This window comes from Anaerolineae bacterium (assembly GCA_025062375.1).
Lineage (GTDB): Bacteria > Chloroflexota > Anaerolineae > SpSt-600 > SpSt-600 > SpSt-600.
In genome coordinates this window covers 1-21,950 of the sequence record JANXAG010000009.1, presented here as the reverse complement: position 1 = coordinate 21,950, position 21,950 = coordinate 1, and the positions used below count along the sequence as shown (strand labels likewise).

Below are 21,950 nucleotides of genomic sequence, written 5' to 3'. Positions count from 1 at the left end.
AAAACCTTTAAGCAAGCTTAATTTCATCCTGATCCTCTACCAGAGGAAGCATAAAGCGAAAGGTGCTCCCCCGGCTCACTTCCGATTCCACCTCAATGGTTCCGCCGTACAGTTCCAGCACCTGCCGGACAATTGGCAGACCCAGGCCCGTGCCCGTTTCTCGCATGCGTTTTGCCTCCTGAGCCCGATAAAATTCTTCAAATATACGGGGAATTTCGTCTGCTGGGATGCCAATTCCGGTATCAGAGACAGCTCCAATGGCCAGGCCCCGCTCCTTGTCCGCCCACAAGGAGATGGTTATATGACCACCAGAAGGGGTGTAACGGATCGCATTATCTATAAGGTGTTTCCACAGGGCTCTGATATGAGCCGGATTAGCCCGCACCTTTGGGGAATCCTGCACATCCACCTTCATGGTCAACCTCTGGCGATCAGCGTTGGGCTTCAAGCTGACTAAAACCTCGTTCAGGACCTCCGCCAGGGAAGTTATCTCTGTTTGGCTCAGGCCAATTCTTTCTTTGAGGTGGGCCAGGAGCAATAAATCATCCAGTGTTTCCAGCAACTCTCCTGCCCTAATTTCAAGCCGTTCCAGAGTCTCCGGTATTTCCTCTGGCGGTATGTAACCCTTTCGGATAAGCTGGAGCGTATTTTGGATAACAGCCACGGGAGCTCTCAGTATATGGACTAGAGAGACCATAAAACGGCTTTCCACTGCTTCCAGCTTCTGAAGTTCCGCCTTGGTGCGAGCCAGTTCTCGGGCTTCCTCTTCAAGAGCTTTAAGCTTCTCTGCTTCTTTGCGCAGAGCTCGGCGTTCCAGCTCCCGGTTAATTACCTGCAATAGATGATCAGCGGAAAAAGGCTTGGCAATAAAGTCATGAGCACCCTCACGAATCGCTTGAACTGCCAACTCTACAGTGGCATAGCCAGTAATAACAATGCATATGAGCTCGGGGTCTATCTGACGAGCCTGGTGGAGGACTTCCATGCCACTCATGCCAGGCATTATTATATCCAACAAAAGGACATCATAGCGGGATTCTCTGAGTTTCCGGAGGCCCACAGGGCCATTTTCCGCTACATCTACTTCAAACCCCCGGGGACCAAGAACCCGCCGACATCCTTCACGGATACCAATTTCATCATCTACAACTAAAACACGCACCGGAGCATTCATCTATTAGCTCCAAAAAGAATTTTACAACTTGACGGAAGAAAGCGCCAGGCACCTTAAGGCGCCTGGCGCCCCCCTTTATCGGCCCTTTACGAAGCGACGGACAGTGCGCAAAAGATGGTCCGGATCTATAGGCTTGCTGATCCAGGCATCCACCGGTATGTGCACATCATCGGGAAGAAGGCTCGCATACTGGCTGCTATCAATGCTGGAAACGATGACCACGGGGAGTGTCTTAAGGTTAGGATCGGAAGCAATTTCCCGCGCCACTGCCACGCCTTCAAGAGGTGTTGCCATCATTATGTCCAGCAACACCAGATCTGGCCGCTCATTCCGCATCATCTGCAGGGCTTGCTGTCCGTCGCTGGCTGCACTGACCTGGTATCCCTCCTTTGTGAGGATCATGCGGCACAGGTCCACAAAGTCTGCGTCGTCATCAACCACCAGAATTCTCGGTGCTACTCCTGGCACAAGCTCCACCTTCTTCTTCGGGCGCAGGTAGACAAACCAGTAGGTTAGTCCTACGAAACCAGAGCCTCCGATAATGTTCCCAATGGTGACAGGCAACAGGTTTTTGAGGAAGAAAGCCGCCCAAGTAAGATGGACAAAGTCTGCAGGGGTCTTACCGATGGCTTCCCAAAAAGCAGGAGGCGCCCAAGATTTGATAAAGAGGCCAATGGAGATAAGATACATGTTGGCGATGCTGTGCTCAAATCCGGCGGCGACGAAGGCGGTGATGGGGAAGATTATGGAGAGTATCTTATCAGTGGTGGACCGAGCCGAAGCGCATAGCCAGACAGCCAGGCACACCAGAGCATTGCACATAATGCCCAGCGCAATAGCCTGGATGAACCCCAGGTTGCACTTGGCATCGGCAATGGAAAGGGCATTCAATCCGAGCGCACCAGAAGCAAACATGTATTGACCCGTCAGGAACATTACCAGAGCGGTAAGGATAGAGCCGACGAAGTTCCCCGCATACACAATAACCCAGTTGCGCAGAAGCTGAGCGGTTGTTACCCGGCCACTGGCATATGCCATTATGATGAGGTTATTGCCAGTGAATAGCTCCGCTCCGGCTACAGAGACCGCAATCAGGCCGAGGCAGAAAACCAGGCCCCCTATCAAACGAACCAGGCCAAAAGGCACACCAGCCGCACTCAATCCGGTTGTTACCGTGGTGAGGAATATGCCCCCCGTGCCAATGAACGCCCCCGCCAGAATAGCAAGGGCGAACATGGTCCAGAAATCCATGTTGGCTTTGGTAACCCCAACTTCTTCCATGCGGCTGGCCATTTTAGCCGGTGGATAGGCATCAATCTGCAATTCGTTACTCATGGCTCCCTCCTGATTTCTTTGATTTTAGGGCAAATTAATGCCCCAGTGCTATAAAACCTGTTGTGCCACAAGCTCCACCACGTCCATCACCCGGATGCGGACTTTTTCCTGGCGAGCCGCGGCGGTCAGAGTGCGCTTGCACTGCTGGCAGGCTGAAAGAATTATTCTGGCGCCTGCCGTCTGAGCCTCCTTCAGGCGCCGCCGCGCTACCGCAGTCACCAGCTCCTTGTCCGCCATCTCCACATCACCACCTCCGCCGCAACAGAGAGAATATTGGTGGTGGTGCTCCATCTCCACCAGTGTGATCCCTGGAATGGCCCGGATGACCTGACGTGGTGCTTCGTATACCCCACTCGTTCGCCCCAGATCACAGGGATCATGGTAGGTAACTGTTTCCTCCAAGGGGCGAAGCGGAAGATGTCCCCCCTCGAGCAACTCTACTAATAGCTCCGTCAGATGCAACACCTCAAAACCCAGGGGTTCTCCTGAAATACGAGGATAATCGTGCTTCCAGGTGTGATAGCAGGATGGACACCCCGTAACCAGCCGCTTTGCCCCTGTCCGACGTATGGCTTCCAGATTATGGCGCACGGTCTCTACCACCGCCTCACCCATTCCAGCGATGATCAGGGGAAAACCGCAGCACCACTCCTCATCCCCCAGCGTCATGTAATCCACTCCAGCCCTATCCAGAAGCTGCACCGCGTTCTGAGGGATGGAATAACACTGGGGGTAAAATGAGGCAACGCACCCGACAAAATATACCACCTCAGCCCGGTCCTTCCTGATAACACCTTCCGGGATCCCGGGCAGGTTCTGGCTCCATATGAGCCGATTAGCGTTATCATCACCTGAAATGTTGTGAGATGTCAGGAAAGTCTCCCGAAGCCGGTCAAAGATGGCCGGATAAACACCCTGCTTAACCAGGTCTTCACGCATAGCAATCCACAGAGGACGAGTCTGGATGTAAGCCGGGCAAACCACAGCACAGCGCCCGCAAAGGGTGCAATCATATGTTCCACTCGAATGAACCCTGAGTTCCTCCGGCCCGGGCGGACGAGGCCCCAGGAAACGCGCGATAAGGCCATACTGCCGCCGCACAAACCGCCGGACCGTTTCAATCTTACGCAGAGGAGTAATTGCATCCAGCTCTGGCTTTTCGGCGAAAGTGGGACACCACCGCACGCACTCCCCACACCGGGTGCACGCATCCAGGGCCACCAGTTGCTGAAAAGTAAACGTAACAGGGCTATCTGCAGCGTGGCCCCTTGCCGTTTCCTGCTGAACTCCATCCCACGTAGCCATTAGAGCCGTGGCAACAGCGTGGAAGAATTTGGAATAGGGAATTGTGACAATGACAACGGAAACAAATAGGCCATGAGCCAGAAAGAGCCACTCAAAGAGACTCTTCCAGGGAAGATTCAGCCCGGAGACCAGGCGGGAAAGCGGGTAGCTAATGAAAGCCAGATATGGGGCAGTCCCTTCGTATCCAGCGTTCAGACGAACGATCTCCGTTATCCAGCCGGTGAGGAGGATAACCCCAAGAGCGACTACCATCCAGGTATCCATAGGGCCGGTGCGGAGTTGCGGGGGGCGAACCACGTAGCGGCGGATGGTGTAAAAAAGCAGTCCCACTGTCATCATTATCCCCCCGATTTCGTTCAAGAACGCTATAAGCGGGTGGTCGGCAGTGTACCACATGGAAATCCACGGGATGTGCCCAAGGTGGAATAAATGGTAGAGGACTTTTTCCGAAAGAGCTGCCAGAGCTGAAAGAGCTGTCAAGAGGAGGAAGCCATTGAGGAGAAGGAAATGGTTAAGCCAGCGCCAGCGGCTGGTCTGCCAGAGGCGACGGTTAAACCAGGCTTCTGTTATAAACGCTTTCAGGAAAAGGAGAAAGCGGCGGCTGAAAATGGTTTTAATTGCCCGGCCCAGCAGGGTGATGAACTTCCTTTTAACCGGAAGATCCCCAACACCCTCTACCCTACCCCGAAGCCAGACTCCTACGACATCGGCCAGGCCGATCAGGAAAAGAACCATAAGCGGTATGTGAATTGCCCAAAACAAAGCTTCGGTTTTCATAGGACCTCTCTTTTTAAAGCACCATAGGGCTTACCCTGAATTTTGTACTTTTTTTCACAAATATTTTACCTCCTGAGGCCCTCTGTTGTCAACTTTTACCCCTTTTGGTTTTCGGGCCCTGCTTGTGGGCGAATACACAGAGATTTATAGAGACTACGGCTGTGGAGCCTGCGGTTTGAAAAATTTTTGTATTGTGCTATAATTTTTATGGGCGGTTAGCTCAGCTGGTCAGAGCGCCTCCCTTACAAGGAGGAGGTCACAGGTTCAACTCCTGTACCGCCCACTTGAGGAAAAAACGGGGCTTGTCTTGGAAGAGACAGCCCCCTTATTTTTTGAATTATGCTGGTTTTTGTCTTAATCTTTAACGCTTGCTGTAGCGGGGAGCCTTGCGAGCACGCTTGAGGCCCACTTTCTTGCGTTCTTTCTCTCTGGGATCCCGGGTAAGGAGGCCATATTGCTTAAGGGCAGGCTTTAATTGAGGGTTATAAAGGATTAAAGCCCTTGCTATCCCAAGCTTTATGGCATCGGCTTGCCCTGAAACCCCTCCGCCCTCTACTTTCACTGTTATGTCAAATTTGCCCTCCAGGCCAGTGATTTTCAGGGGGCTCAAAACGTTCAATATATTTCTTTCCAGCGGGAAGTATTCCTCCAGGGGTTTCTCATTTACGATTATTTTGCCGGTTCCGCCTGGATAAAGGCGAACCTGAGCTGACGCTTCTTTCCTCCGCCCGCGAGCGTAATAGTAACGTAACTGTTGCTCCATTTCCTTCTCCCTCCTTATATTTCCAGTTTCTTGGGCTGTTGAGCTTGATGGGGATGATTCTCCCCGGCGTAAACCTTGAGCTTTTTTATCATTTTCCGCCCAAGCCTGTTCTGGGGAAGCATCCTCTTAACCGCCAGCTCTATAACTCTTTCGGGATGTTCTTCTAACATCCTCCACAGGGGAATTTCCTTAAGGCCACCCATGTAGCCCGAATGCCGATAGTAAATCTTATCGGTAAGCTTCTTGCCGGTAACCTTGATTTTCGCTGCGTTTATGACCACCACATAATCGCCGCAGTCCAGGTGCGGGGTGTAGATGGGCTTGTGCTTCCCTCTAAGGATTTTAGCTATTTCGGAGGCAAGACGCCCCAAGGTCTTGCCCGCAGCGTCTACAAGATACCACTCTCGCTTTATCTCCTCAGGTTTAGCCCTGTAAGTCCTCTGCCTCAATTTCACCCTCCCTCAGGATAGTTTACTCTCACAAGGCACAGGCCACGGGCCGGGACTGCAGGGCCAGAAAGGCTTATATCCCGCGCTTCCAGGATAGCTTTTACCTCCTCCGGAGGGATCTTACCTTCTCCTACTCGGAGAAGAGTCCCCACCATGAGCCGGACCATACGCTTGAGAAAAGCATTGGCTTCTATTTCAAAGTGCAGGAAATCTCCCTCCTTCCGCCACTCAGCCCGATAAACATGACGAACCGTATTTTCCCCCTTCGGGGGAGTCCCAAAGGAAGCAAAGTCGTGCTCCCCCACAAAGTAGGAGGCCGCTTTCTGCATGGCCTCAAGGTCCAGCTTGCCCGGGAAATGATAGGCAAACCTCCCCCGCAGGGGCGATGGCCAGGGCGTATTCAAAATTGTGTAGCGATATTCCCGGCTCAAAGCGCTAAAGCGCGGGTGAAAGCCTTCGGGGGCCAGGGTCAGTTCCCTCACCACAATATCCTCGGGCAAAAGGGCGTTTAACCCCCTGTGCAAATCCTCTAAAGAGTGCTTCCATTCCACCCGAAAGGCTATCACCTGCCCCATCGAATGAACCCCGGCATCAGTCCGGCCAGCGGCCTTTATCCTCACCTTCTGGCCTGTGAGTTTGTAAAGAGCAAGCTCAATTTCCCCCTGAATAGTAGGCCCATGGGGTTGAAGCTGAAACCCAAGGTATCTTGTGCCATCGTATTCCAGAACGGCTTTAAAGTAAAGGGCCATTTCATTCCACAAGCTCCAGAATGGCCATCTCCGCTCCATCGCCCTGGCGGAAGCCAAGCTTCAGGATGCGAGTGTAACCCCCGGGCCTGTTTTTATATTTGGGAGCGATCTCCCGGAAAAGCTCCGTTGCCACTTTCTTATCCCAGAGGTAAGCGGCTATCAGGCGACGGGAGTGGAGATCTCCCTGGCGAGCTATAGTTATGAGCTTTTCCGCCAGGGGCTGCACCGCTTTGGCTTTAGCCAGGGTTGTCTCTATCCTTTTGTGCCGGAAAAGAGCTGTGAGCAGGCTTCTGTAAAGAGCCCGACGATGTCCCACGCTTCTACCCAATTTTTTCTTGACAACTCTGTGCCTCATTTTAGCTTACCACCCCTGGAATTTCTTTCAGAAAACCTTTTTCCTCAAGAGTTTTAACAAGCTCTTCATAGGCCTTGGGGCCAAAGTTCCTTATATCATTGAAACCTTCTTTGCCCTGGGAAAGCCTCTCCAGTATCTCCCCCAGGGTGAAAATGCCAGCCCTGCGAAGGGCATTGTAAACCCGGGTGCTCAGCCCAAGATCATCAAGGCTAATCTCATAGAGCTGACGAGAAATTACCTCTTCAGGCTTCTCTTCCACCTCCACTTTGGGGACAGGCTTTGTTTCAGCTAAAAAGGAAAAATGTTGCACCAGTATGCTGGCTGCTGTCCTCAAAGCCTCTTCAGGAGTTATAGTCCCGTCGGTCCATATCTCCATGATAAGGCGCTCCAGCTTGCTGAGGTGCCCCGCCTGTGCACTCTGAACCTCAAAGCTAACCCTTCTTACCGGGTTAAAGATAGCATCAACTGCTATCTCTCCCACTGAAAGCCTCTTGCGCTCTTCGGCAGGGGAATACCCTTTGCCCCTTTGAACCGTCATCTCTATATCCAGGTCAACTTCATCGGAGTCAGCCGTCAGGAGATACTGTTCAGGGTTAACTATCTCCACATAGGGAGGGCATTCCAGGTCGCCAGCTGTGATTTCACCAGCTCTGGTGACCTGGATCCTCAGCCTGGCGGAATCCTCGCCGTGGAGTTTGAGCCTTATTTTCTTTACATTGAGGATGAATTCCAGCATCGTCTCCTTGCAATGTGGGAGAGGCGCAAACTCATGGTAGATCCCACTAACCCTTACAGATGTAACAGCCGCGCCCGGGATGGAAGAAAGAAGCACTCTTCGCAGGGCGTTGCCCACGGTTGTTCCAAATCCCCTTTCCAGATAGCCTATGGAGAATTTAGCGTAGTTTCTCGCTTCAGCTAAGCATTCAATTTTAGGCAAAAACCTCTCCAATTTACCCCCTCCGTCTTTACTACCGGGAATAGAATTCCACCACCAGCTGCTCTTTGATCTGGATATCGGTTATGTCCTCACGTCTGGGAAGCTCCAGCACCTTCCCGCTCATAGTCAATGGATCAAGGCTCAACCAAGAAGGAACACTCGTCTGGGCCAGAGTTTCTGCCAGAGCTTTGAAGTAGGGTTTATCTCGACTTTCTTCCTTTACAGCTATGAGATCGCCAGGCTTAACCAGATATGAAGGGATATCAACCCTGCGGCCGTTAACGGTGAAATGACCGTGCGCGACCAGCTGGCGAGCCTGAGGCCTGGAAGAAGCAAACCCAAGCCGGTAAACGACGTTGTCAAGGCGCCTTTCCAGGATGGTAATGAGAGTAGGCCCTGTCATCCCCTTGGCCTTAGAGGCCATTTCAAAGTAACGCCGGAACTGGCGCTCCGCAACCCCATAAATCCGGCGAAGCCTCTGCTTTTCCCTAAGCCTGATCCCATAGTCAGAAAGCTTAACTCTGCGCCTCTCAGGGCCATGCATGCCAGGGGGATATGGCCTCCTCTCCATAGCACATTTTGATGTATAGCAACGCTCCCCTTTCAAATAAAGTTTTATCCCTTCTCTCCGACAAATTCTGCAGGTCGGACCAGTATACCTCGCCATTACACCCTCCTCCGCTTCGGCGGTCTACATCCATTATGAGGTATGGGAGTTACATCGGCTATAGACCGGATTTTGAGGCCTACAGTCTGGAAAGCCCTTATAGCTGCCTCCCGACCAGGCCCCGGTCCTTTAATGAGAACATCTACTTCCCTTATGCCCAGCTGTTTGGCCTGCTCGGCCACCTTCTGGGCAGCCATCTGCGCCGCATATGGGGTGCTCTTCTTAGAACCCTTGTAGCCCAGAGTGCCACAACTTCCCCACACTATCGTGTTACCCTGATGGTCCGTTATGGTGATGATGGTGTTGTTGAAAGAAGCCTGGACGTGAGCCTGAGCTACAGGCGGAATTTTTCTTTCTTTCCTTTTAGTTCGCTTTGCCTTTTTCTGAGCCATACCTCCTCCTCACAAAGTTTAATTTTCTAACATAACCACCTTCCCTATGCAACCGGGAAAGCGTTTTGCTTCGCTCGCAATAACCGCGCCCCATTGCAATAGCGAAGCAAGCCCCCAAAAGCGGGCGAGCAGTTACGCCAGGGTTTCCCATTACTTCTTCTTGGCACCGCGCTTGCGCCCGCGGCCAGCCACAGTCTTGCGAGGACCACGCTTGGTGCGAGCGTTGGTCCTGGTGCGTTGACCGCGCACCGGAAGGTTGCGCTTGTGGCGTATACCCCGATAACAACCAATGTCTATCAGACGCTTTATGTTCATCGCTACCTCTCGGCGGAGGTCTCCCTCCACTTTGAGGTTTTTCTCAATATATTCGCGGATGCGGCTTATCTCTTCTTCCGTAAGTTCCTTAACCCTGGTGCTGGGGTTTACGCCAGTTTCCAGCAATATTCTCTGACTGGTGGGGAGACCTATGCCGTAAATGTAGGTTAAGGCCACCTCCACACGCTTATCCTTGGGCAAATCAACGCCAGCAATACGGGCCATGACTTTAACCTCCTATTTGCCTTGCCTTTGTTTATGTTTAGGGTTCTCGCAGATCACCCTAACAACCCCACGGCGCCTTATGATCTTGCATTTGGCGCAACGACGCTTCGCCGAAGGACGCACTTTCATCTCTGCCCCCTCCTTTAGAGCCTTGTAAGGATTTCAGCTTCCCCATCAGTTATGGCGATGGTGTGTTCAAAATGTGCTGCCAGACTTTTGTCTTTTGTCACTACGGTCCAGCCATCCGGGAGGACTTCCACTTCCCAGGAGCCAGCTACCACCATGGGCTCCAGAGCCAAGGTCATACCGGGCCTCAGGAGCACCCCCTTACCAGGTACCCCAACATTTGGAACCTGGGGGTCTTCATGCATGTGACGCCCTATACCGTGGCCCGTATATTCTCTTACCACATTGAAACCGTTGCTTTCAGCATAGCTCTGGATGGCCCAAGATATATCACCAAGGCGGTTCCCCGCCCTGGCCGCAGCGATAGCTGAATTCAAAGCCCCCTTAGCTACTTCTATGAGCTCTCGCGCTCTTTCTGTTATCTGACCAATCCCAAGGGTCACAGCCGCATCACCGTGGTAGCCTTTGTATATGACCCCTACATCTATACTTACCACATCGCCTTCTCTGATAACACGCCTCCGATCAGGAATTCCGTGCACAACCTCCTCGTTGACAGATACGCATATGGAAGCGGGGAAACCCCTGTATCCCTTGAAAGACGGAACCGCCCTGTTTTTCCGAATTACCTCTTCGGCCCACTCCTCCAGCTGGGCTGTTGTCACCCCCTCCCTGATCTTTTCAGCCAGGGTTGCCAACGTAAGGGCTACTATCCTTCCGGCCTCCCGCATAAGCTCTATTTCCCTCGGCGATTTAAGGATTATCATCCCCCCCTCGCCTCTGGACCTCGGATAAAAGGGCTACAAGCTCACGATGTATTTCCTCTATCCCCCTTTCCCCATCTATCTCCCGAAGGATACCAGCCTTACGGTAGTGCTCTATAAGGGGGGCCGTCTGGGCGAAATAGACCTCCAGACGGCGACGGGCCGTCTCCGGCTTATCATCTTCACGCTGGTAAAGTTCCCCGCCGCACAAATCGCACTTTAAGTCTTCCTTGGGCGGGTTATAGACCAGATGGTAAACAGCCTGACAATTACGGCAAATCCATCTGCCTGCAAGCCTTTCCAGGAGTTTCTCCATTGAAACTTTTATGTAAGGGACCAAGGATATAAATTTCCCCTCTTTAGCCAGCGCCTCTTCCAGCGCCCTCGCCTGCTCCGGAGTTCGGGGGAAACCGTCCAACAAGGCTCCTCTTTGACAGTCAGGCATGGAAAGGCGCTCCAGCACCACTTTGACCATCACATCGTCGGGGACAAGCTCTCCCCGATCCATGTAACTTTTGGCCAGGCGACCAAGTTCTGTCCCCTTAGCCACCGCCTCCCTTAGCATGTCTCCCGAAGAGATGTGAGGGATACCCAACTCCTTTTCCAACAGGGCAGCCTGAGTGCCCTTACCCGCCCCCGGGGCTCCTATGAGAACGACGTAGAGGGGTCTTTGGACCATTTTACTACCTTCTCAGGAATCCTTCGTAATGGCGCATGATAAGCTGGGCCTCAAGCTGCCGCATGGTATCTATGACAACCCCCACGACGATCAGAAGACCAGCACTGGTAAGAAGCATGACCTGGGTTTCGGTGACGTCCCTCACAATCCAGGGGAGAATAGCTACTAAACCAAGGAAAACGGCGCCAGCGAAAGTAATGCGCTGCAACACTTTGTTAAGATAGTCCTCAGTGCTCTTTCCTGGCCTGATCCCCGGTATGAAGCCTCCCTGCTTCTGGAGGAACTCGGCCAGATTCTGTTGCTTGAAGATGACGTCGGTATAGAAATAGGTGAAGGCCACTACCAGGAAAAAGTAGGCTATCCAGTAAAAGTTGCTCCTGGGGTCAAAGGCCTGACTCATTCCAGCCGCTATGCTGGACACCACTTTGTTGGGAGCATAAACCAGATAGCTTGAGATGGTGGCAGGCAGAAGAAGGAAGCTCTGGGCAAAGATGAGAGGGATCATCCCCGCCGAGTTAACTCTCAGAGGGATGTGAGTTCCCTGCCCCCCCACTACCAGGACCCTGTTGCCTCTTATTGCCCTGACCCGGCGCCCGTACTGGACCGGTATTCTCCTCTGAGCTTCCTGGATATAGACTATGGCTCCAACCGTTATGGCCGTTATGATGAGGAAGAGGATAAGGTCAAGAGGCCTGCTCATCAGTATCCTTCCCACCCTTAAAGGCACCTGTGCCACTATACCGCTGAAGATTATGAGGGAGATGCCGTTTCCTATGCCCTTTTCATCAATGAGTTGGCCAAGCCACATGGCGAACATGGTCCCGGCCGTGAGGGTGATTACGGTAGCAATAGTGGGAAGCAAAGTGTCAGGAGCCAAGCCAAAGTTAGCCAGGACCCCCTCTCTTGCCAACAAAATCCCCTGGCCGAAAGCTTCAAGCGCCGCCAGTGGAACTGTAAGCCAGTGGGTGTAACGCTCTATTTTCCGCCTCCCCTCTTCCCCTCCCTCTTTAACAAGCTTTTCCAGCCGGGGTATAAGAGGGATCAGAAGTTGCATCACGATGGAAGCAGTTATGTAGGGATAAACACCCATGGCGATAATGGAAAAGCTGGACATAGCCCCGCCTGAGAACATGTCTAGAAAGCCCAGGAGATGGCTGGCCTCAAAAAGCTTTTTAATGGCCACAGGGTCCACCCCTGGCACAGGGATATGGGCCACCAGCCTGTAAAGGGCTATTATCCCCAGGGTGAAAAGTATCCTTTTGCGCAGATCAGGGAAACGAAAAGCACTCTTTAGCGCCTGAATCATCTTTTACCTCCCTTTGAGGGGAAGAACCTCCACAGTACCCCCCGCTGCGAGGATTTTCTCTTTGGCTTTCTGGGAAAAGCGATGGGCCTTCACCACCAGAGGCCGATCTATTTCCCCTCTGGCCAAAATGACTATAGGCTCATTTTTGGATTTTATAATGCCAGCCTCGGCTAAAACAGAAGGATTAACCTCAGCCCCAGCCGGAAATTCGTTCAGTTTTTCCAGATTGACTGGGGTATAATAAACCTTGAAGATGTTAGTAAATCCCCGCTTATGGGGAAGCCTCCGGACCAGAGGAAGCTGACCTCCTTCAAAGTAAGGAGGCATCTTCCCACCAGAGCGAGCATTTTGCCCCTTTATCCCTCTCCCACAGTAAGTTCCATGGCCTGAGGCGTTGCCCCGACCCACCCTTTTCCGTCTGTGTTTTGCCCCTTTGGGAGGGCGCAAATCCTGAAGCTTCATGACACCTCCTCCACCTTAACCAGATGAGAAACCTTATTCACCATCCCCAAAATCGCAGGGCTTTTCTCCTTTTCCACCGTCTGCCAGAGCCTTCTGAGCCCCAAGGCCTTGAGGGTATCCTTTTGTTCTTTGGAGTAGCCTATAGGGCTCTTTACCAGGGTTATACGAATTTTACCGTTCCCGGCCTTCATTTTCGCGCCTCCTCATCCAGAAGGGAAGAACTTCCTCCAGAGGCTTGTTCCTCTTTCTCGCCTCCTCCGCTGGATCCTTGAGTTGCATTAAGGCGGCCAGAGTGGCCTTGACCAGGTTCACAGGCTGGGTGCTCCCGAAAGCCTTACTCAGCACATCCTTTATCCCCGCTGCCTCCAGAACAGCCCGAACAGGCCCGCCAGCTATGACCCCAGTGCCCGGAGTAGCGGGTCTGAGGAGAACTTTGCTGGCAGCAAACTTGGCCACAACGGGATGGGGTATGGTATTGCCCAGGATGTTAACTTTTACCATATTGCGCCTGGCTTTTTCCAGCCCCTTGCGGATGGCTTCAGGGACTTCAGTGGCCTTTCCCATCCCTATGCCCACATGGCCTTTGTTATCGCCCACTACCACCAGGGCACGGAAGTGGAAGCGACGGCCACCCTTCATCATCTTAGCCGTGCGCTTTATTTCTATCACCCTTTCATCAAGCTCCTCAGCCTCAAATAGCCTGGACTCTTCCATAAAATCCATCTTTGGTCCCTCCTGTTAGAATTCCAGCCCACTTTCACGAGCACCATCGGCCAGAGCCTTGACCCGACCGTGATATTTGTATCCACCTCTATCGAAGGCAACCCTGGTTATCCCTCTGGCCAGAGCCCTCTGGGCCAGAAGGCGCCCCACTTCCCTGGCCTGTTCGGTCTTGGTTTTACCCTTTATCTTCTCCCTGATAGCGGGGTCAAGGGTTGAAGCCGCTACCATGGTATGGCCTATGGTATCATCAATAATCTGAGCGTATATGTGCTTAAGGCTTCGGAAAACGTTAAGGCGTGGGCGCTCGGGTGTGCCAAAGACTTTTTTGCGCACACGCCTGTGGCGCCTCTTGCGAGCCTCAGCTCTATCCTTCTCCCAGCTCACTTCTTGCCTCCTTTGCCTATCTTTCCAGCCTTTCCTTGCTTGCGGCGGATTTGTTCTCCGGCATACCTTATCCCTTTGCCTTTGTAAGGCTCAGGAGGACGAACCCTGCGAATGATGGCCGCCATCTCTCCAACTTTTTCTTTATCTATGCCCTGAACTGTAATTTCGCGGCCGCTTTTATCCACCACAAAACTTATCCCGGGCAGGGGTTGAATCCTGACAGGGTGGGAAAACCCCACCCAGAGCACCAGGTCTTTCCCCTGCAACTCAGCCTTGTATCCTACACCTTCTATCTCCAGCTTCTTCTCAAACCCTCTGGTTACCCCTTCCACCATGTTAGCCAAAAGGGCTCTGGTTAGGCCGTGAAAGGCTCTGTGACGGCGGTCATCGCTGAGCCTTCCGACCACAATCTGGCCGTTCTGAACAGCCACTGTAACTCCCTCAGGAAAAGTCCTGGTCAACTCACCTTTAGGGCCTTTCACGGTAACGGTGAGACCGTTTACTTTTACATCCACCCCTGGTGGGATGGGTATCGGTTTTCGGCCTATCCTGGACACGGCTGACCTCCTACCAAACGTAACATATCACTTCGCCCCCAACTTTGAGCCTGCGGGCCTGCTTATCCGTTATTACCCCCTTGGGAGTGGAGAGGATAGCAATCCCCATCCCACTCAATACCCTGGGGATCTCCTTCCTCCCCACGTATATCCTTCTGCCGGGCTTGCTTATCCTCTTAAGACCCATTATGACAGGCTTGCCTTTCTCATCGTATTTAAGGGTTATGACTATCATGGGCTGGGGTTTGTCCCTGGTAACCTTGAAGTCCTCAATGTAGCCCTCATCTTTGAGGATGCGAGCTATGGCCACTTTCATTTTTGAGCTGGGTATCTTGACTTCCCTGTGCTTAGCCATAAGGGCGTTTCTTATGCGAGCAAGCATATCGGCGATAGGGTCTGTCATGGTCATGATGCTAACACCTCCTCACCAACTGGCCTTGATTACACCCGGGATTAAGCCTTCAAGGGCCAGCTTGCGGAAACAAATGCGACAAAGCTTGAAACGCCGCATATAACCCCTCGGCCTCCCACACAGTTCACAGCGATTTCTCACTCTGACAGCGTATTTTCTGCGCATTTCCCGGTATTTCATGCATTTCCTGGCCACTATTTCCTCCCTTGCCACAAAAGTTTACCTTCTGAAAGGCATCCCTAGGAGCTCCAGGAGCCTCTTAGCTTCCTGATCGGTTTTAGCAGTGGTCACGATGGTTATCTCCATACCCCTGACTTTGTCAATCTTGGTGTAATCGATCTCGGGCCAGACCAGCTGCTCCCTCAGCCCCAGGGTGTAATTCCCGCGCCCGTCAAAGGAATCGGGAGGCACTCCCTTAAAATCCCTCTGCCGAGGTAAAGCCACATTGAAGAGTCTGTCCAGAAAATAATACATCCTGTTGCCCCTTAAGGTAACTTTAACCCCAATGGGAGTGCCAGCCCTCAGCTTGAAAGCCGCTATGGACTTCCTGGCCTTGCGGACGATGGGCTTCTGGCCAGTAATGATGGCCAGGTCCTGCATCGCCGCATCTATGGCTTTCGGGTTCTGGACCGCTTCCCCCACTCCAACATTTACCACCACCTTAACCAGACGTGGCACCTGCATTACGTTTTTATAACCAAACTCTTGCATCATGGTCGGGATGACATAGTTTATGTAACGCTCCTTCAACCTCGGCATAACCCTGGCCATAGCGTTTTCTGCCTCCTCAGTCAATAAGTTCGCCACAGCGCTTGCAGAAGCGGGATTTAGTTCCGTCTTCAAAGACTTTGAAACCCACCCTTGTGGGCTTATCGCACTTCGGGCAGACCAGAGCCACGTTGGAAATGTGAATTGGCGCTTCAATGTCAATTATCCCATACTGAGTTCGGCCCCGCCCCCCGGGAAGGCGACGCTGATGCTTCTTCACCAGGTTGACCCCCGATACTATGACCCGTACATCGTTGGGGTCACGGGAGCCATCCCTTCTCTTGCCAATGATAACTTTCTGAACAGACCCTCGCTTGCCCTTTTCGTCGCCACTTATGACTTCAACGGTATCGCCTTTCTTTATTTTTCTCATAATTCCTCCTTTAGACCACCTCGGGCGCCAGGGAGATAATCTTCATAAAGCCTTTGCTCCGGAGCTCTCTGGCCACCGGGCCAAAAATCCTGGTCCCCTTCGGGTTGCCGTTTTCGTCTATTATTACCGCCGCATTATCGTCAAAGCGGATGTAAGAACCATCAGGCCTCCGGTATTCCTTAGCGGTCCTAACGATTACTGCTCTTACCACATCCCCCTTTTCCACCTGAGCATCGGGAGTCGCCTCTTTTACTGAAGCGATGATAATATCCCCTATTCGGCCGTATTTCTTGGCCGAACCGCCAAGGACCCGGATACAAAGGATCTCTTTGGCGCCTGTGTTATCGGCTACAACGAGGCGGGTTTCCTGCTGGATCATCTCTTAACCCTCCATCAAGCCTGCGCCCGCTCCAGGATTTCTACAACTACCCAGCGCTTCCTCCGGCTTATGGGTCTTGATTCAATTATGCGCACCAGATCCCCCACACGGCATTCGTTATTGGGATCATGGGCCATAAATTTCTTGCTGACAGTTATAACTTTGCCGTAGAGGGGATGGCGTTTGGTGCGCTCTACTTTAACTACTACGGTCTTATCCATTTTATCGCTCACCACTCTCCCTACGAGCTTCTTACGCCGTTCTCTCATTTAACCCTCCTTGGGGGGATAGATGCCTAACTCCCTTTCCCTCAAGATGGTCTTGAGGCGCGCTATATCCCTGCGCACTTCTTTGAAGCGAGCAGTGTTCTTGGCCTGCCCTATAGCCTTCTGGAAGCGCAGGTTGAAAAGTTCCCGATAAAGTTCCTCAATTTTCGCCCTGATTTCCTCATCAGTCATTTCCCTTATATCCTGAGGCTTCATGGCCTAAACCTCCTTAACCAATTCTGCTCGCTTTACTATCTGTGTTTTAATGGGGAGTTTGTGAGCAGCGAGGCGGAAAGCCTCCTCCGCATCCTCCTCTTTTACACCTGCCAGCTCAAAGATAATGCGGCCGGGCTTCACTACCGCCACCCACTGATCAACGTTCCCTTTACCGCTGCCCATCCGGGTTTCAGCGGGTTTGCGGGTTATGGGCTTATCCGGAAAAACCCGAATCCAGAGTTTGCCAGTCCGGCGCACGAAACGGATAATAGCCCGGCGGGCAGCCTCTATCTGACGGGCCGTAAGCCAGCAGGGCTCAAGAGCTTGAAGGCCATAATCCCCAAATTCCAAAGTATTACCCCTGGAGGCTTTCCCCTTCAAACGCCCCCTTTGCTGCTTGCGATACTTAACCCTTTTAGGCATCAACATGGCTCTTTACCCCCAATTCATTCTGACGCAGTAGCTTCTTCAGCGATCAGGAAAGCTTCAAATTCGGGCTTCTTGGGCAAAATGTCACCCTTGTATATCCACACCTTAACCCCTATCTTACCCAGAGTGGTAAGGGCTTCTGCCAAAGCATAGTCAATATCAGCCTTAAGGGTGTTGCGAGGGATTCTCCCCTCTTTCACCGTCTCCTTCCGGGCCATCTCCGCGCCAGCTAACCTCCCCTTGCACTGAATCATTACACCCTTAGCACCAGCTTTCATGACCCTTGCTGCAGCCTGTTTCATAGCCCGGCGGTAGGAAACCCTTTTCTCTATCTGTTCGGCGATGCTCCTGGCGACTAAAACAGCATCCAGCTCAGGCTTCTTTATTTCTTCAACTTTTATGTTAACCTTCTGACCAGTAAGGTCCTCAATTTCCTGCCGGATTTTGTTAATTGCAGCTCCTTTGCGGCCTATAACCAGGCCCGGTTTAGCCGAGTGAATCGTTATGTTAATCTGCCTGGGGAAGCGTTCTATCTTTACCCTGGAAACCGCTGCTTCCGCCAGCTCTTTATCAATGAGCTGACGAATTTTAAGGTCCTGGTGAAGGACTTCAGCATATTCTTTGCCCTCGGCATACCAGACCGAGAACCACTCTTTATTATAGCCAAGCCTGAATCCGATAGGGTGAACTTTCCGGCCCAAGCTTACCTCCTTTAAGATGTTTTCTCCGCTACAACAACGGTCAAATGAGAATAGCGCCGGCGTATAAGGCGCACTCGCCCTCTGGCGGCAAAACGCCTCCATCGCCGCGTTGGCCCCTGATCAGCAAAGAGGCCCACGATGTAAAGGTCTTCCCTGGAAAGCCCATAGTTTTCTACAGCGTTAGCTACGGCTGATTTTATGGCCTTGGATACAATTCTGGCGGCTTTCTGGGGCATGAACTCCAGAAGGGCCAAAGCTTCGTCCACCTGTTTGCCCCGGAGCTGTCCCAAAATCCTGCGAACCTTTTGAGGCGATATCCTGACGTAACGGGCTATGGCTCTAACCTGAAAGGCTTCCATCTTTCACCACCCTTTATTTCTTCTTAACCTGGGTCCTTTTCTCTTTAACGGTATGCCCCCTGAAGGTCCTGGTAGGAGCAAACTCCCCCAGCCGATGGCCCACCATCTGCTCAGTAATATATATAGGCACATGACGACGGCCATCATGAACGGCAATGGTGTGGCCCACCATCTGGGGAACTATTACCGAAGCCCTGGACCAGGTCTTTATGACCTTTTTCTCCCCAGTTCTGTTCATTTCTTCAATTCTTCTAAGAAGCTTGGGGTCTACATAAGGCCCCTTCTTTAGAGAGCGGCTCATCTTTTCACCTCCGCCTCTTTTACTTCCTGCGCTTGATTATGAACTTATCGGTAAATTTGTTGCGACGGGTTTTCTTGCCCAGAGCACACTTCCCCCAGGGAGTTTTGGGGTGAGGAAGGCCTATCGGTGCTCTACCCTCCCCTCCGCCGTGGGGGTGATCCCTCGGGCTCATGGCCGAACCCCGGACAGTGGGACGCCACCCAAGCCACCGTTTCCTTCCAGCTTTGCCCAGCCTTATGTTGGCATGGTCCACATTTCCCACCTGGCCTATGGTGGCCATGCACCTCAAATGGATAAGCCTTATTTCCCCCGACGGAAGCCGAACCTGAGCGTAATCCCCCTCTTTGGCCAGGAGCTGGGCGGCTGTTCCTGCGGCCCTTACCAGTTGCCCCCCTCTGCCGGGATAGAGCTCAATGTTGTGGATAAAGGTCCCCACAGGAATGTTGGCCAGAGGAAGAGCATTTCCCACCTTTATCTCAGCCTCAGGCCCCGACATGACCGTATCACCTACTTTGAGGCCCAGGGGAGCGATAATGTAACGCTTCTCCCCATCAGCATACTGGACAAGAGCGATCCGGGCCGAACGGTTGGGGTCATATTCAATAGCTATAACTTTGCCCGGGATCCCAATTTTATCCCTCTTGAAATCAATAATGCGATAGAGCCGCTTGTGGCCTCCCCCGCGATGGCGGACAGTTATCCTCCCCTGATGGTTCCGCCCCGAATGCTTCTCCAGAGGGACCACAAGGGATTTTTCGGGCTCTTTCTTGGTTATTTCCTCAAAGGTGGAAACGCTCATCCCCCTTCTTCCAGGGGAAGTAGGCTTGTAAACCTTAATCCCCATCACTACACTCCTTCAAAGATCTGGATTTTTTCACCAGGAGCCAACTTCACCACGGCTTTCTTTCTGGCCGGCTTCCTTACAACAATCCGATAACCCCGACGGGCCTTCTTGGCCGGGAGATTAATTATACGCACTTCTTCCACCTTTACGTTGTAGATTTTCTCCACCGCTTGTTTCACCTGGATTTTGTTGGCCCGCGGGTCCACTTCAAAAACATACTGTCCCTGCTCCGCCAGAATCCTCGTTTTCTCCGTGTCAATTGGCCTGCGGATGATTTCATAAAGGTGCATGGCTACCCCCCTTCAGTTACCCAGGATTGACTCAATGATCTCCACCGATTTCCTGGGCATAACCAGGTAATCGTACCCCAGAAGGTCCTTTATGTTCAGGTAATTGGCCAGGATCGTTTTAACGTTGGGCAGATTGTTCGCAGACTTCTGGATATTTTCATCCTTGGAAGGCAGAAGGATAAGAACGCTCCCATTCACAGGCAATTTGGCCAGAAGTTCCCTCATAGCCTTGGTTCTGGGAGTATCAAAATGCAGTTCGTCCAAGATAACGATCTGGTCCTGCCTGGCCTTGACGGAAAGGGCGGACTTGTAAGCCAGGCGGCGCATCTTTTTGGGCATCTTCTGATAGTAGCTCCTGGGTTTGGGGCCAAACACAATGCCACCCCCTACCCACTGAGGAGCTCTTATGGAACCCTGGCGAGCTCTACCTGTGTGCTTCTGAGGCCAGGGTTTCCTTCCGCCACCACTTACCTCACCCCTCGTTTTGGTGCTGTGAGTCCCCAGGCGAGCATTGGCCAACTGCCTCACCAACGCCTGGTGCATCACCGCTACATGAGGCTCTATGCCAAATATATCGTCTCTGAGGTTAATTTCCCCTACCACCTGGCCTTCCATGTTGTAAACGGGAACCTGCGGCATAAGCTCCTCCAGCTTATACATACTTCTTCCTTTTTTCCTCGGTTTTCCTGGCCTGCTTTATTATGAGCAGGCTATTCCTCGCCCCCGGCACTGCTCCCTTAACTCCAAGGAGGTTGCGCTGAGGATCTACAAACACTACTTCCAGATTCTGAATAGTCTTCCTCTCATTGCCCATTCTCCCAGCCATCCGCAACCCCTTTATAACTCGACCAGGGTCAGTACCAGCGCCTATAGATCCAGGAGCCCTGGTGCGGTCTGATTGGCCGTGAGTTTTGGGGCCACCACTAAACCCCCAGCGCTTCATCACTCCCGCAAATCCGCGCCCTTTAGTCCAGCCTGTAACGTCCACCTTCTCCCCTACCTCAAAGATGCTCACGGTTATCTTCTGCCCCACATGGTAATCTTCTGGATTATCAACCCTTATCTCCCTAAGGTAACGTAGGGGCGGAAGATGGTTCTTCTTCAACCTCATGACTTCAGGCCGGGTCAGGCTTTTGGGCTTAACCTCTTCAAACCCCAGCTGGATGGCCTTGTAGCCATCTTTTTCCTCAGTTTTCACCTGAGTTACAAAGCAAGGCCCAGCCTGAATCACCGTTACAGGCACGACTTCTCCCTTTTCGTTAAATATACGGGTCATGCCGAGCTTTTTACCAATGATCCCTTTCATCTTTAGACTCCGCTTGAATTGAGGTTAAAGTTTAATCTCTATGTCAACGCCCGCAGGAAGGTTCAGCCTCATTAAAGTGTCAATGGTCTTGGAAGTAGGGTCTATCACGTCAATGAGGCGCTTGTGGGTCCTTATTTCAAATTGCTCCATTGAGCGCTTATCAATGAAAGGGGAGCGGATTACGGAAAAGCGTTCAATTTTGGTAGGCAGGGGCACAGGACCTATAACCCTGGCCCCTGTCCGCTCCGCCGCTTCCACTATTTGTCTTGCTGATTCATCAAGGACTCTGTGGTCGTAAGCCTTTAGACGTATCCTGATCTTCTGCCTGGCCATATAGGCCTCACCTCCTCAGGGAATCCCCCAAACTACTCAATTATCTTGGTGATTACGCCTGCTCCTACGGTTTTACCTCCCTCACGGATGGCGAACCTTGAACCAGGCTCCAAAGCCACAGGAACTATAAGCTTCACCCTGAGCCTCAGGTTATCCCCAGGCATCGCCATCTCCACACCCTCAGGCAGCCTCACTTCCCCCGTCACATCCATCGTCCGAATGTAAAACTGAGGACGATACCCACTGAAAAACGGAGTATGCCTACCACCTTCCTCCTTCCTCAATACGTAAACCTCCGCCTCAAACTCCGTATGGGGCTTTATCGTCCCAGGCGCCGCCAAAACCATACCCCTCCTTACATCCTTCTTCTCCACACCCCTCAGCAAACAACCTATGTTGTCACCAGCCTGCCCATAGTCCAGAACCTTGCGAAACATCTCCACACCCGTCACCACCGTCCTTATCGGCTCAGCACGATAACCCACTACCTCCACCTCATCTCCCACCTTAACCGTACCCCTCTCTACCC

The 21,950-nt window shown here is 52.3% G+C and carries 37 protein-coding genes, 1 tRNA gene and 1 pseudogene; 1 reads left to right on the top strand and 38 read right to left on the bottom strand.

Translation table 11 applies throughout. From position 1 onward, the window contains the following. Window positions 1-7: 7 nt before the first annotated feature. From NZ653_04155 to NZ653_04140, 4 genes and pseudogenes are all read right to left on the bottom strand, one after another. The gene (locus NZ653_04155; GenBank protein MCS7286310.1) at window positions 8-1,174 is read right to left on the bottom strand and encodes a hybrid sensor histidine kinase/response regulator; all 1,167 of its coding nucleotides are present in this window, start codon (window positions 1,172-1,174) and stop codon (window positions 8-10) included. 75 nt (window positions 1,175-1,249) lie between these two features. Next, on the bottom strand, window positions 1,250-1,615 hold the full coding sequence (locus NZ653_04150; protein ID MCS7286309.1) for a response regulator: 366 nt from the start codon (window positions 1,613-1,615) through the stop codon (window positions 1,250-1,252). Window positions 1,616-1,663: 48 nt separating this feature from the next. Then, window positions 1,664-2,509: pseudogene (gene focA / locus NZ653_04145) on the bottom strand (formate transporter FocA). A 48-nt stretch (window positions 2,510-2,557) separates the two neighbouring features. Beyond that, on the bottom strand, window positions 2,558-4,591 hold the full coding sequence (locus tag NZ653_04140) for a heterodisulfide reductase-related iron-sulfur binding cluster (GenBank protein MCS7286308.1): 2,034 nt from the start codon (window positions 4,589-4,591) through the stop codon (window positions 2,558-2,560). A 209-nt stretch (window positions 4,592-4,800) separates the two neighbouring features. Between NZ653_04140 and NZ653_04135 the strand changes: the two genes are divergently transcribed. Further along, window positions 4,801-4,874: transfer RNA gene (locus NZ653_04135), tRNA-Val, on the top strand. Between the two features lie 78 nt (window positions 4,875-4,952). On the opposite strand, the gene rpsI is transcribed toward NZ653_04135, so the two are convergent. The 34 genes from rpsI to NZ653_03965 all read right to left on the bottom strand — a co-directional run. Beyond that, window positions 4,953-5,354, bottom strand: a complete 402-nt coding sequence (gene rpsI / locus NZ653_04130) for a 30S ribosomal protein S9 (protein MCS7286307.1) — start codon at window positions 5,352-5,354, stop codon at window positions 4,953-4,955. 14 nt (window positions 5,355-5,368) lie between these two features. Further along, window positions 5,369-5,803 carry a 50S ribosomal protein L13 gene (gene rplM / locus NZ653_04125; protein ID MCS7286306.1) on the bottom strand — a complete coding sequence of 145 codons (435 nt, stop codon included), beginning with the start codon at window positions 5,801-5,803 and terminating at the stop codon, window positions 5,369-5,371. Window positions 5,804-5,805: 2 nt separating this feature from the next. Continuing rightward, window positions 5,806-6,591: a tRNA pseudouridine(38-40) synthase TruA gene (gene truA, locus NZ653_04120; GenBank protein ID MCS7286305.1), complete on the bottom strand. Its 786-nt coding sequence runs from the start codon at window positions 6,589-6,591 to the stop codon at window positions 5,806-5,808. Beyond that, on the bottom strand, window positions 6,554-6,907 hold the full coding sequence (rplQ, locus tag NZ653_04115) for a 50S ribosomal protein L17 (GenBank protein ID MCS7286304.1): 354 nt from the start codon (window positions 6,905-6,907) through the stop codon (window positions 6,554-6,556). The genes truA and rplQ overlap by 38 nt, the downstream gene beginning before the upstream one ends. A 1-nt stretch (window position 6,908) precedes the next feature. After that, window positions 6,909-7,844 (bottom strand): DNA-directed RNA polymerase subunit alpha, encoded by a 936-nt coding sequence (locus NZ653_04110; GenBank protein MCS7286303.1) that lies wholly within the window; start codon window positions 7,842-7,844, stop codon window positions 6,909-6,911. 31 nt (window positions 7,845-7,875) lie between these two features. Continuing rightward, window positions 7,876-8,511: a 30S ribosomal protein S4 gene (gene rpsD, locus NZ653_04105; GenBank protein ID MCS7286302.1), complete on the bottom strand. Its 636-nt coding sequence runs from the start codon at window positions 8,509-8,511 to the stop codon at window positions 7,876-7,878. After that, a complete protein-coding gene (gene rpsK, locus NZ653_04100) occupies window positions 8,511-8,903 on the bottom strand; it encodes a 30S ribosomal protein S11 (protein MCS7286301.1) in 393 nt (130 codons plus the stop codon). Before rpsK ends, rpsD begins: the two co-directional genes overlap by 1 nt. Window positions 8,904-9,053: 150 nt before the next feature. Then, a complete protein-coding gene (rpsM, locus tag NZ653_04095) occupies window positions 9,054-9,443 on the bottom strand; it encodes a 30S ribosomal protein S13 (GenBank protein ID MCS7286300.1) in 390 nt (129 codons plus the stop codon). A 12-nt stretch (window positions 9,444-9,455) separates the two neighbouring features. Further along, the gene (gene rpmJ, locus NZ653_04090; GenBank protein MCS7286299.1) at window positions 9,456-9,572 is read right to left on the bottom strand and encodes a 50S ribosomal protein L36; all 117 of its coding nucleotides are present in this window, start codon (window positions 9,570-9,572) and stop codon (window positions 9,456-9,458) included. A gap of 14 nt (window positions 9,573-9,586) precedes the next feature. After that, a complete protein-coding gene (map, locus tag NZ653_04085; protein ID MCS7286298.1) occupies window positions 9,587-10,336 on the bottom strand; it encodes a type I methionyl aminopeptidase in 750 nt (249 codons plus the stop codon). Beyond that, window positions 10,323-11,012 (bottom strand): adenylate kinase, encoded by a 690-nt coding sequence (locus tag NZ653_04080; protein ID MCS7286297.1) that lies wholly within the window; start codon window positions 11,010-11,012, stop codon window positions 10,323-10,325. The genes map and NZ653_04080 overlap by 14 nt, the downstream gene beginning before the upstream one ends. A gap of 4 nt (window positions 11,013-11,016) precedes the next feature. Next, window positions 11,017-12,318 (bottom strand): preprotein translocase subunit SecY, encoded by a 1,302-nt coding sequence (gene secY, locus NZ653_04075; GenBank protein MCS7286296.1) that lies wholly within the window; start codon window positions 12,316-12,318, stop codon window positions 11,017-11,019. A 3-nt stretch (window positions 12,319-12,321) separates the two neighbouring features. After that, window positions 12,322-12,780, bottom strand: a complete 459-nt coding sequence (rplO, locus tag NZ653_04070; protein ID MCS7286295.1) for a 50S ribosomal protein L15 — start codon at window positions 12,778-12,780, stop codon at window positions 12,322-12,324. Then, on the bottom strand, window positions 12,777-12,971 hold the full coding sequence (gene rpmD, locus NZ653_04065) for a 50S ribosomal protein L30 (GenBank protein MCS7286294.1): 195 nt from the start codon (window positions 12,969-12,971) through the stop codon (window positions 12,777-12,779). The genes rplO and rpmD overlap by 4 nt, the downstream gene beginning before the upstream one ends. Next, window positions 12,952-13,503, bottom strand: coding sequence for a 30S ribosomal protein S5 (gene rpsE, locus NZ653_04060; GenBank protein MCS7286293.1), 552 nt, complete (start codon window positions 13,501-13,503; stop codon window positions 12,952-12,954). The genes rpmD and rpsE overlap by 20 nt, the downstream gene beginning before the upstream one ends. A 15-nt stretch (window positions 13,504-13,518) precedes the next feature. Beyond that, a complete protein-coding gene (rplR, locus tag NZ653_04055; GenBank protein ID MCS7286292.1) occupies window positions 13,519-13,887 on the bottom strand; it encodes a 50S ribosomal protein L18 in 369 nt (122 codons plus the stop codon). Further along, entirely contained in the window at window positions 13,884-14,444 is a 561-nt protein-coding gene (gene rplF / locus NZ653_04050) for a 50S ribosomal protein L6 (protein MCS7286291.1), read from the bottom strand. The genes rplR and rplF overlap by 4 nt, the downstream gene beginning before the upstream one ends. A gap of 10 nt (window positions 14,445-14,454) precedes the next feature. Beyond that, the gene (gene rpsH, locus NZ653_04045; GenBank protein MCS7286290.1) at window positions 14,455-14,853 is read right to left on the bottom strand and encodes a 30S ribosomal protein S8; all 399 of its coding nucleotides are present in this window, start codon (window positions 14,851-14,853) and stop codon (window positions 14,455-14,457) included. Window positions 14,854-14,868: 15 nt separating this feature from the next. Further along, the gene (locus NZ653_04040; GenBank protein ID MCS7286289.1) at window positions 14,869-15,051 is read right to left on the bottom strand and encodes a type Z 30S ribosomal protein S14; all 183 of its coding nucleotides are present in this window, start codon (window positions 15,049-15,051) and stop codon (window positions 14,869-14,871) included. Between the two features lie 24 nt (window positions 15,052-15,075). After that, on the bottom strand, window positions 15,076-15,615 hold the full coding sequence (gene rplE / locus NZ653_04035; GenBank protein ID MCS7286288.1) for a 50S ribosomal protein L5: 540 nt from the start codon (window positions 15,613-15,615) through the stop codon (window positions 15,076-15,078). Between the two features lie 28 nt (window positions 15,616-15,643). Further along, complete coding sequence (gene rplX, locus NZ653_04030) at window positions 15,644-16,000, bottom strand: 50S ribosomal protein L24 (GenBank protein ID MCS7286287.1); 357 nt, start codon at window positions 15,998-16,000, stop codon at window positions 15,644-15,646. A gap of 7 nt (window positions 16,001-16,007) precedes the next feature. Further along, a complete protein-coding gene (rplN, locus tag NZ653_04025) occupies window positions 16,008-16,376 on the bottom strand; it encodes a 50S ribosomal protein L14 (GenBank protein ID MCS7286286.1) in 369 nt (122 codons plus the stop codon). A 14-nt stretch (window positions 16,377-16,390) separates the two neighbouring features. Next, the gene (rpsQ, locus tag NZ653_04020; protein MCS7286285.1) at window positions 16,391-16,645 is read right to left on the bottom strand and encodes a 30S ribosomal protein S17; all 255 of its coding nucleotides are present in this window, start codon (window positions 16,643-16,645) and stop codon (window positions 16,391-16,393) included. Beyond that, window positions 16,646-16,858, bottom strand: coding sequence for a 50S ribosomal protein L29 (gene rpmC, locus NZ653_04015; GenBank protein ID MCS7286284.1), 213 nt, complete (start codon window positions 16,856-16,858; stop codon window positions 16,646-16,648). 3 nt (window positions 16,859-16,861) lie between these two features. Then, window positions 16,862-17,287, bottom strand: a complete 426-nt coding sequence (gene rplP / locus NZ653_04010; GenBank protein MCS7286283.1) for a 50S ribosomal protein L16 — start codon at window positions 17,285-17,287, stop codon at window positions 16,862-16,864. Between the two features lie 17 nt (window positions 17,288-17,304). Beyond that, window positions 17,305-17,988 (bottom strand): 30S ribosomal protein S3, encoded by a 684-nt coding sequence (rpsC, locus tag NZ653_04005; GenBank protein ID MCS7286282.1) that lies wholly within the window; start codon window positions 17,986-17,988, stop codon window positions 17,305-17,307. A gap of 11 nt (window positions 17,989-17,999) precedes the next feature. Beyond that, window positions 18,000-18,347, bottom strand: coding sequence for a 50S ribosomal protein L22 (rplV, locus tag NZ653_04000; GenBank protein ID MCS7286281.1), 348 nt, complete (start codon window positions 18,345-18,347; stop codon window positions 18,000-18,002). A gap of 13 nt (window positions 18,348-18,360) precedes the next feature. Next, window positions 18,361-18,648, bottom strand: coding sequence for a 30S ribosomal protein S19 (rpsS, locus tag NZ653_03995; GenBank protein ID MCS7286280.1), 288 nt, complete (start codon window positions 18,646-18,648; stop codon window positions 18,361-18,363). Window positions 18,649-18,667: 19 nt separating this feature from the next. Continuing rightward, window positions 18,668-19,492: a 50S ribosomal protein L2 gene (gene rplB / locus NZ653_03990; protein MCS7286279.1), complete on the bottom strand. Its 825-nt coding sequence runs from the start codon at window positions 19,490-19,492 to the stop codon at window positions 18,668-18,670. Between the two features lie 2 nt (window positions 19,493-19,494). After that, a complete protein-coding gene (gene rplW / locus NZ653_03985; GenBank protein ID MCS7286278.1) occupies window positions 19,495-19,782 on the bottom strand; it encodes a 50S ribosomal protein L23 in 288 nt (95 codons plus the stop codon). A gap of 12 nt (window positions 19,783-19,794) precedes the next feature. Beyond that, window positions 19,795-20,421, bottom strand: coding sequence for a 50S ribosomal protein L4 (gene rplD / locus NZ653_03980; GenBank protein ID MCS7286277.1), 627 nt, complete (start codon window positions 20,419-20,421; stop codon window positions 19,795-19,797). Window positions 20,422-20,434: 13 nt separating this feature from the next. After that, a complete protein-coding gene (gene rplC / locus NZ653_03975) occupies window positions 20,435-21,088 on the bottom strand; it encodes a 50S ribosomal protein L3 (protein ID MCS7286276.1) in 654 nt (217 codons plus the stop codon). 24 nt (window positions 21,089-21,112) lie between these two features. Next, a complete protein-coding gene (rpsJ, locus tag NZ653_03970) occupies window positions 21,113-21,421 on the bottom strand; it encodes a 30S ribosomal protein S10 (GenBank protein MCS7286275.1) in 309 nt (102 codons plus the stop codon). A 32-nt stretch (window positions 21,422-21,453) separates the two neighbouring features. Further along, window positions 21,454-21,950, bottom strand: a 497-nt coding sequence (locus NZ653_03965) for an EF-Tu/IF-2/RF-3 family GTPase (GenBank protein ID MCS7286274.1), incomplete at its 5' end; no start/stop codon positions are given.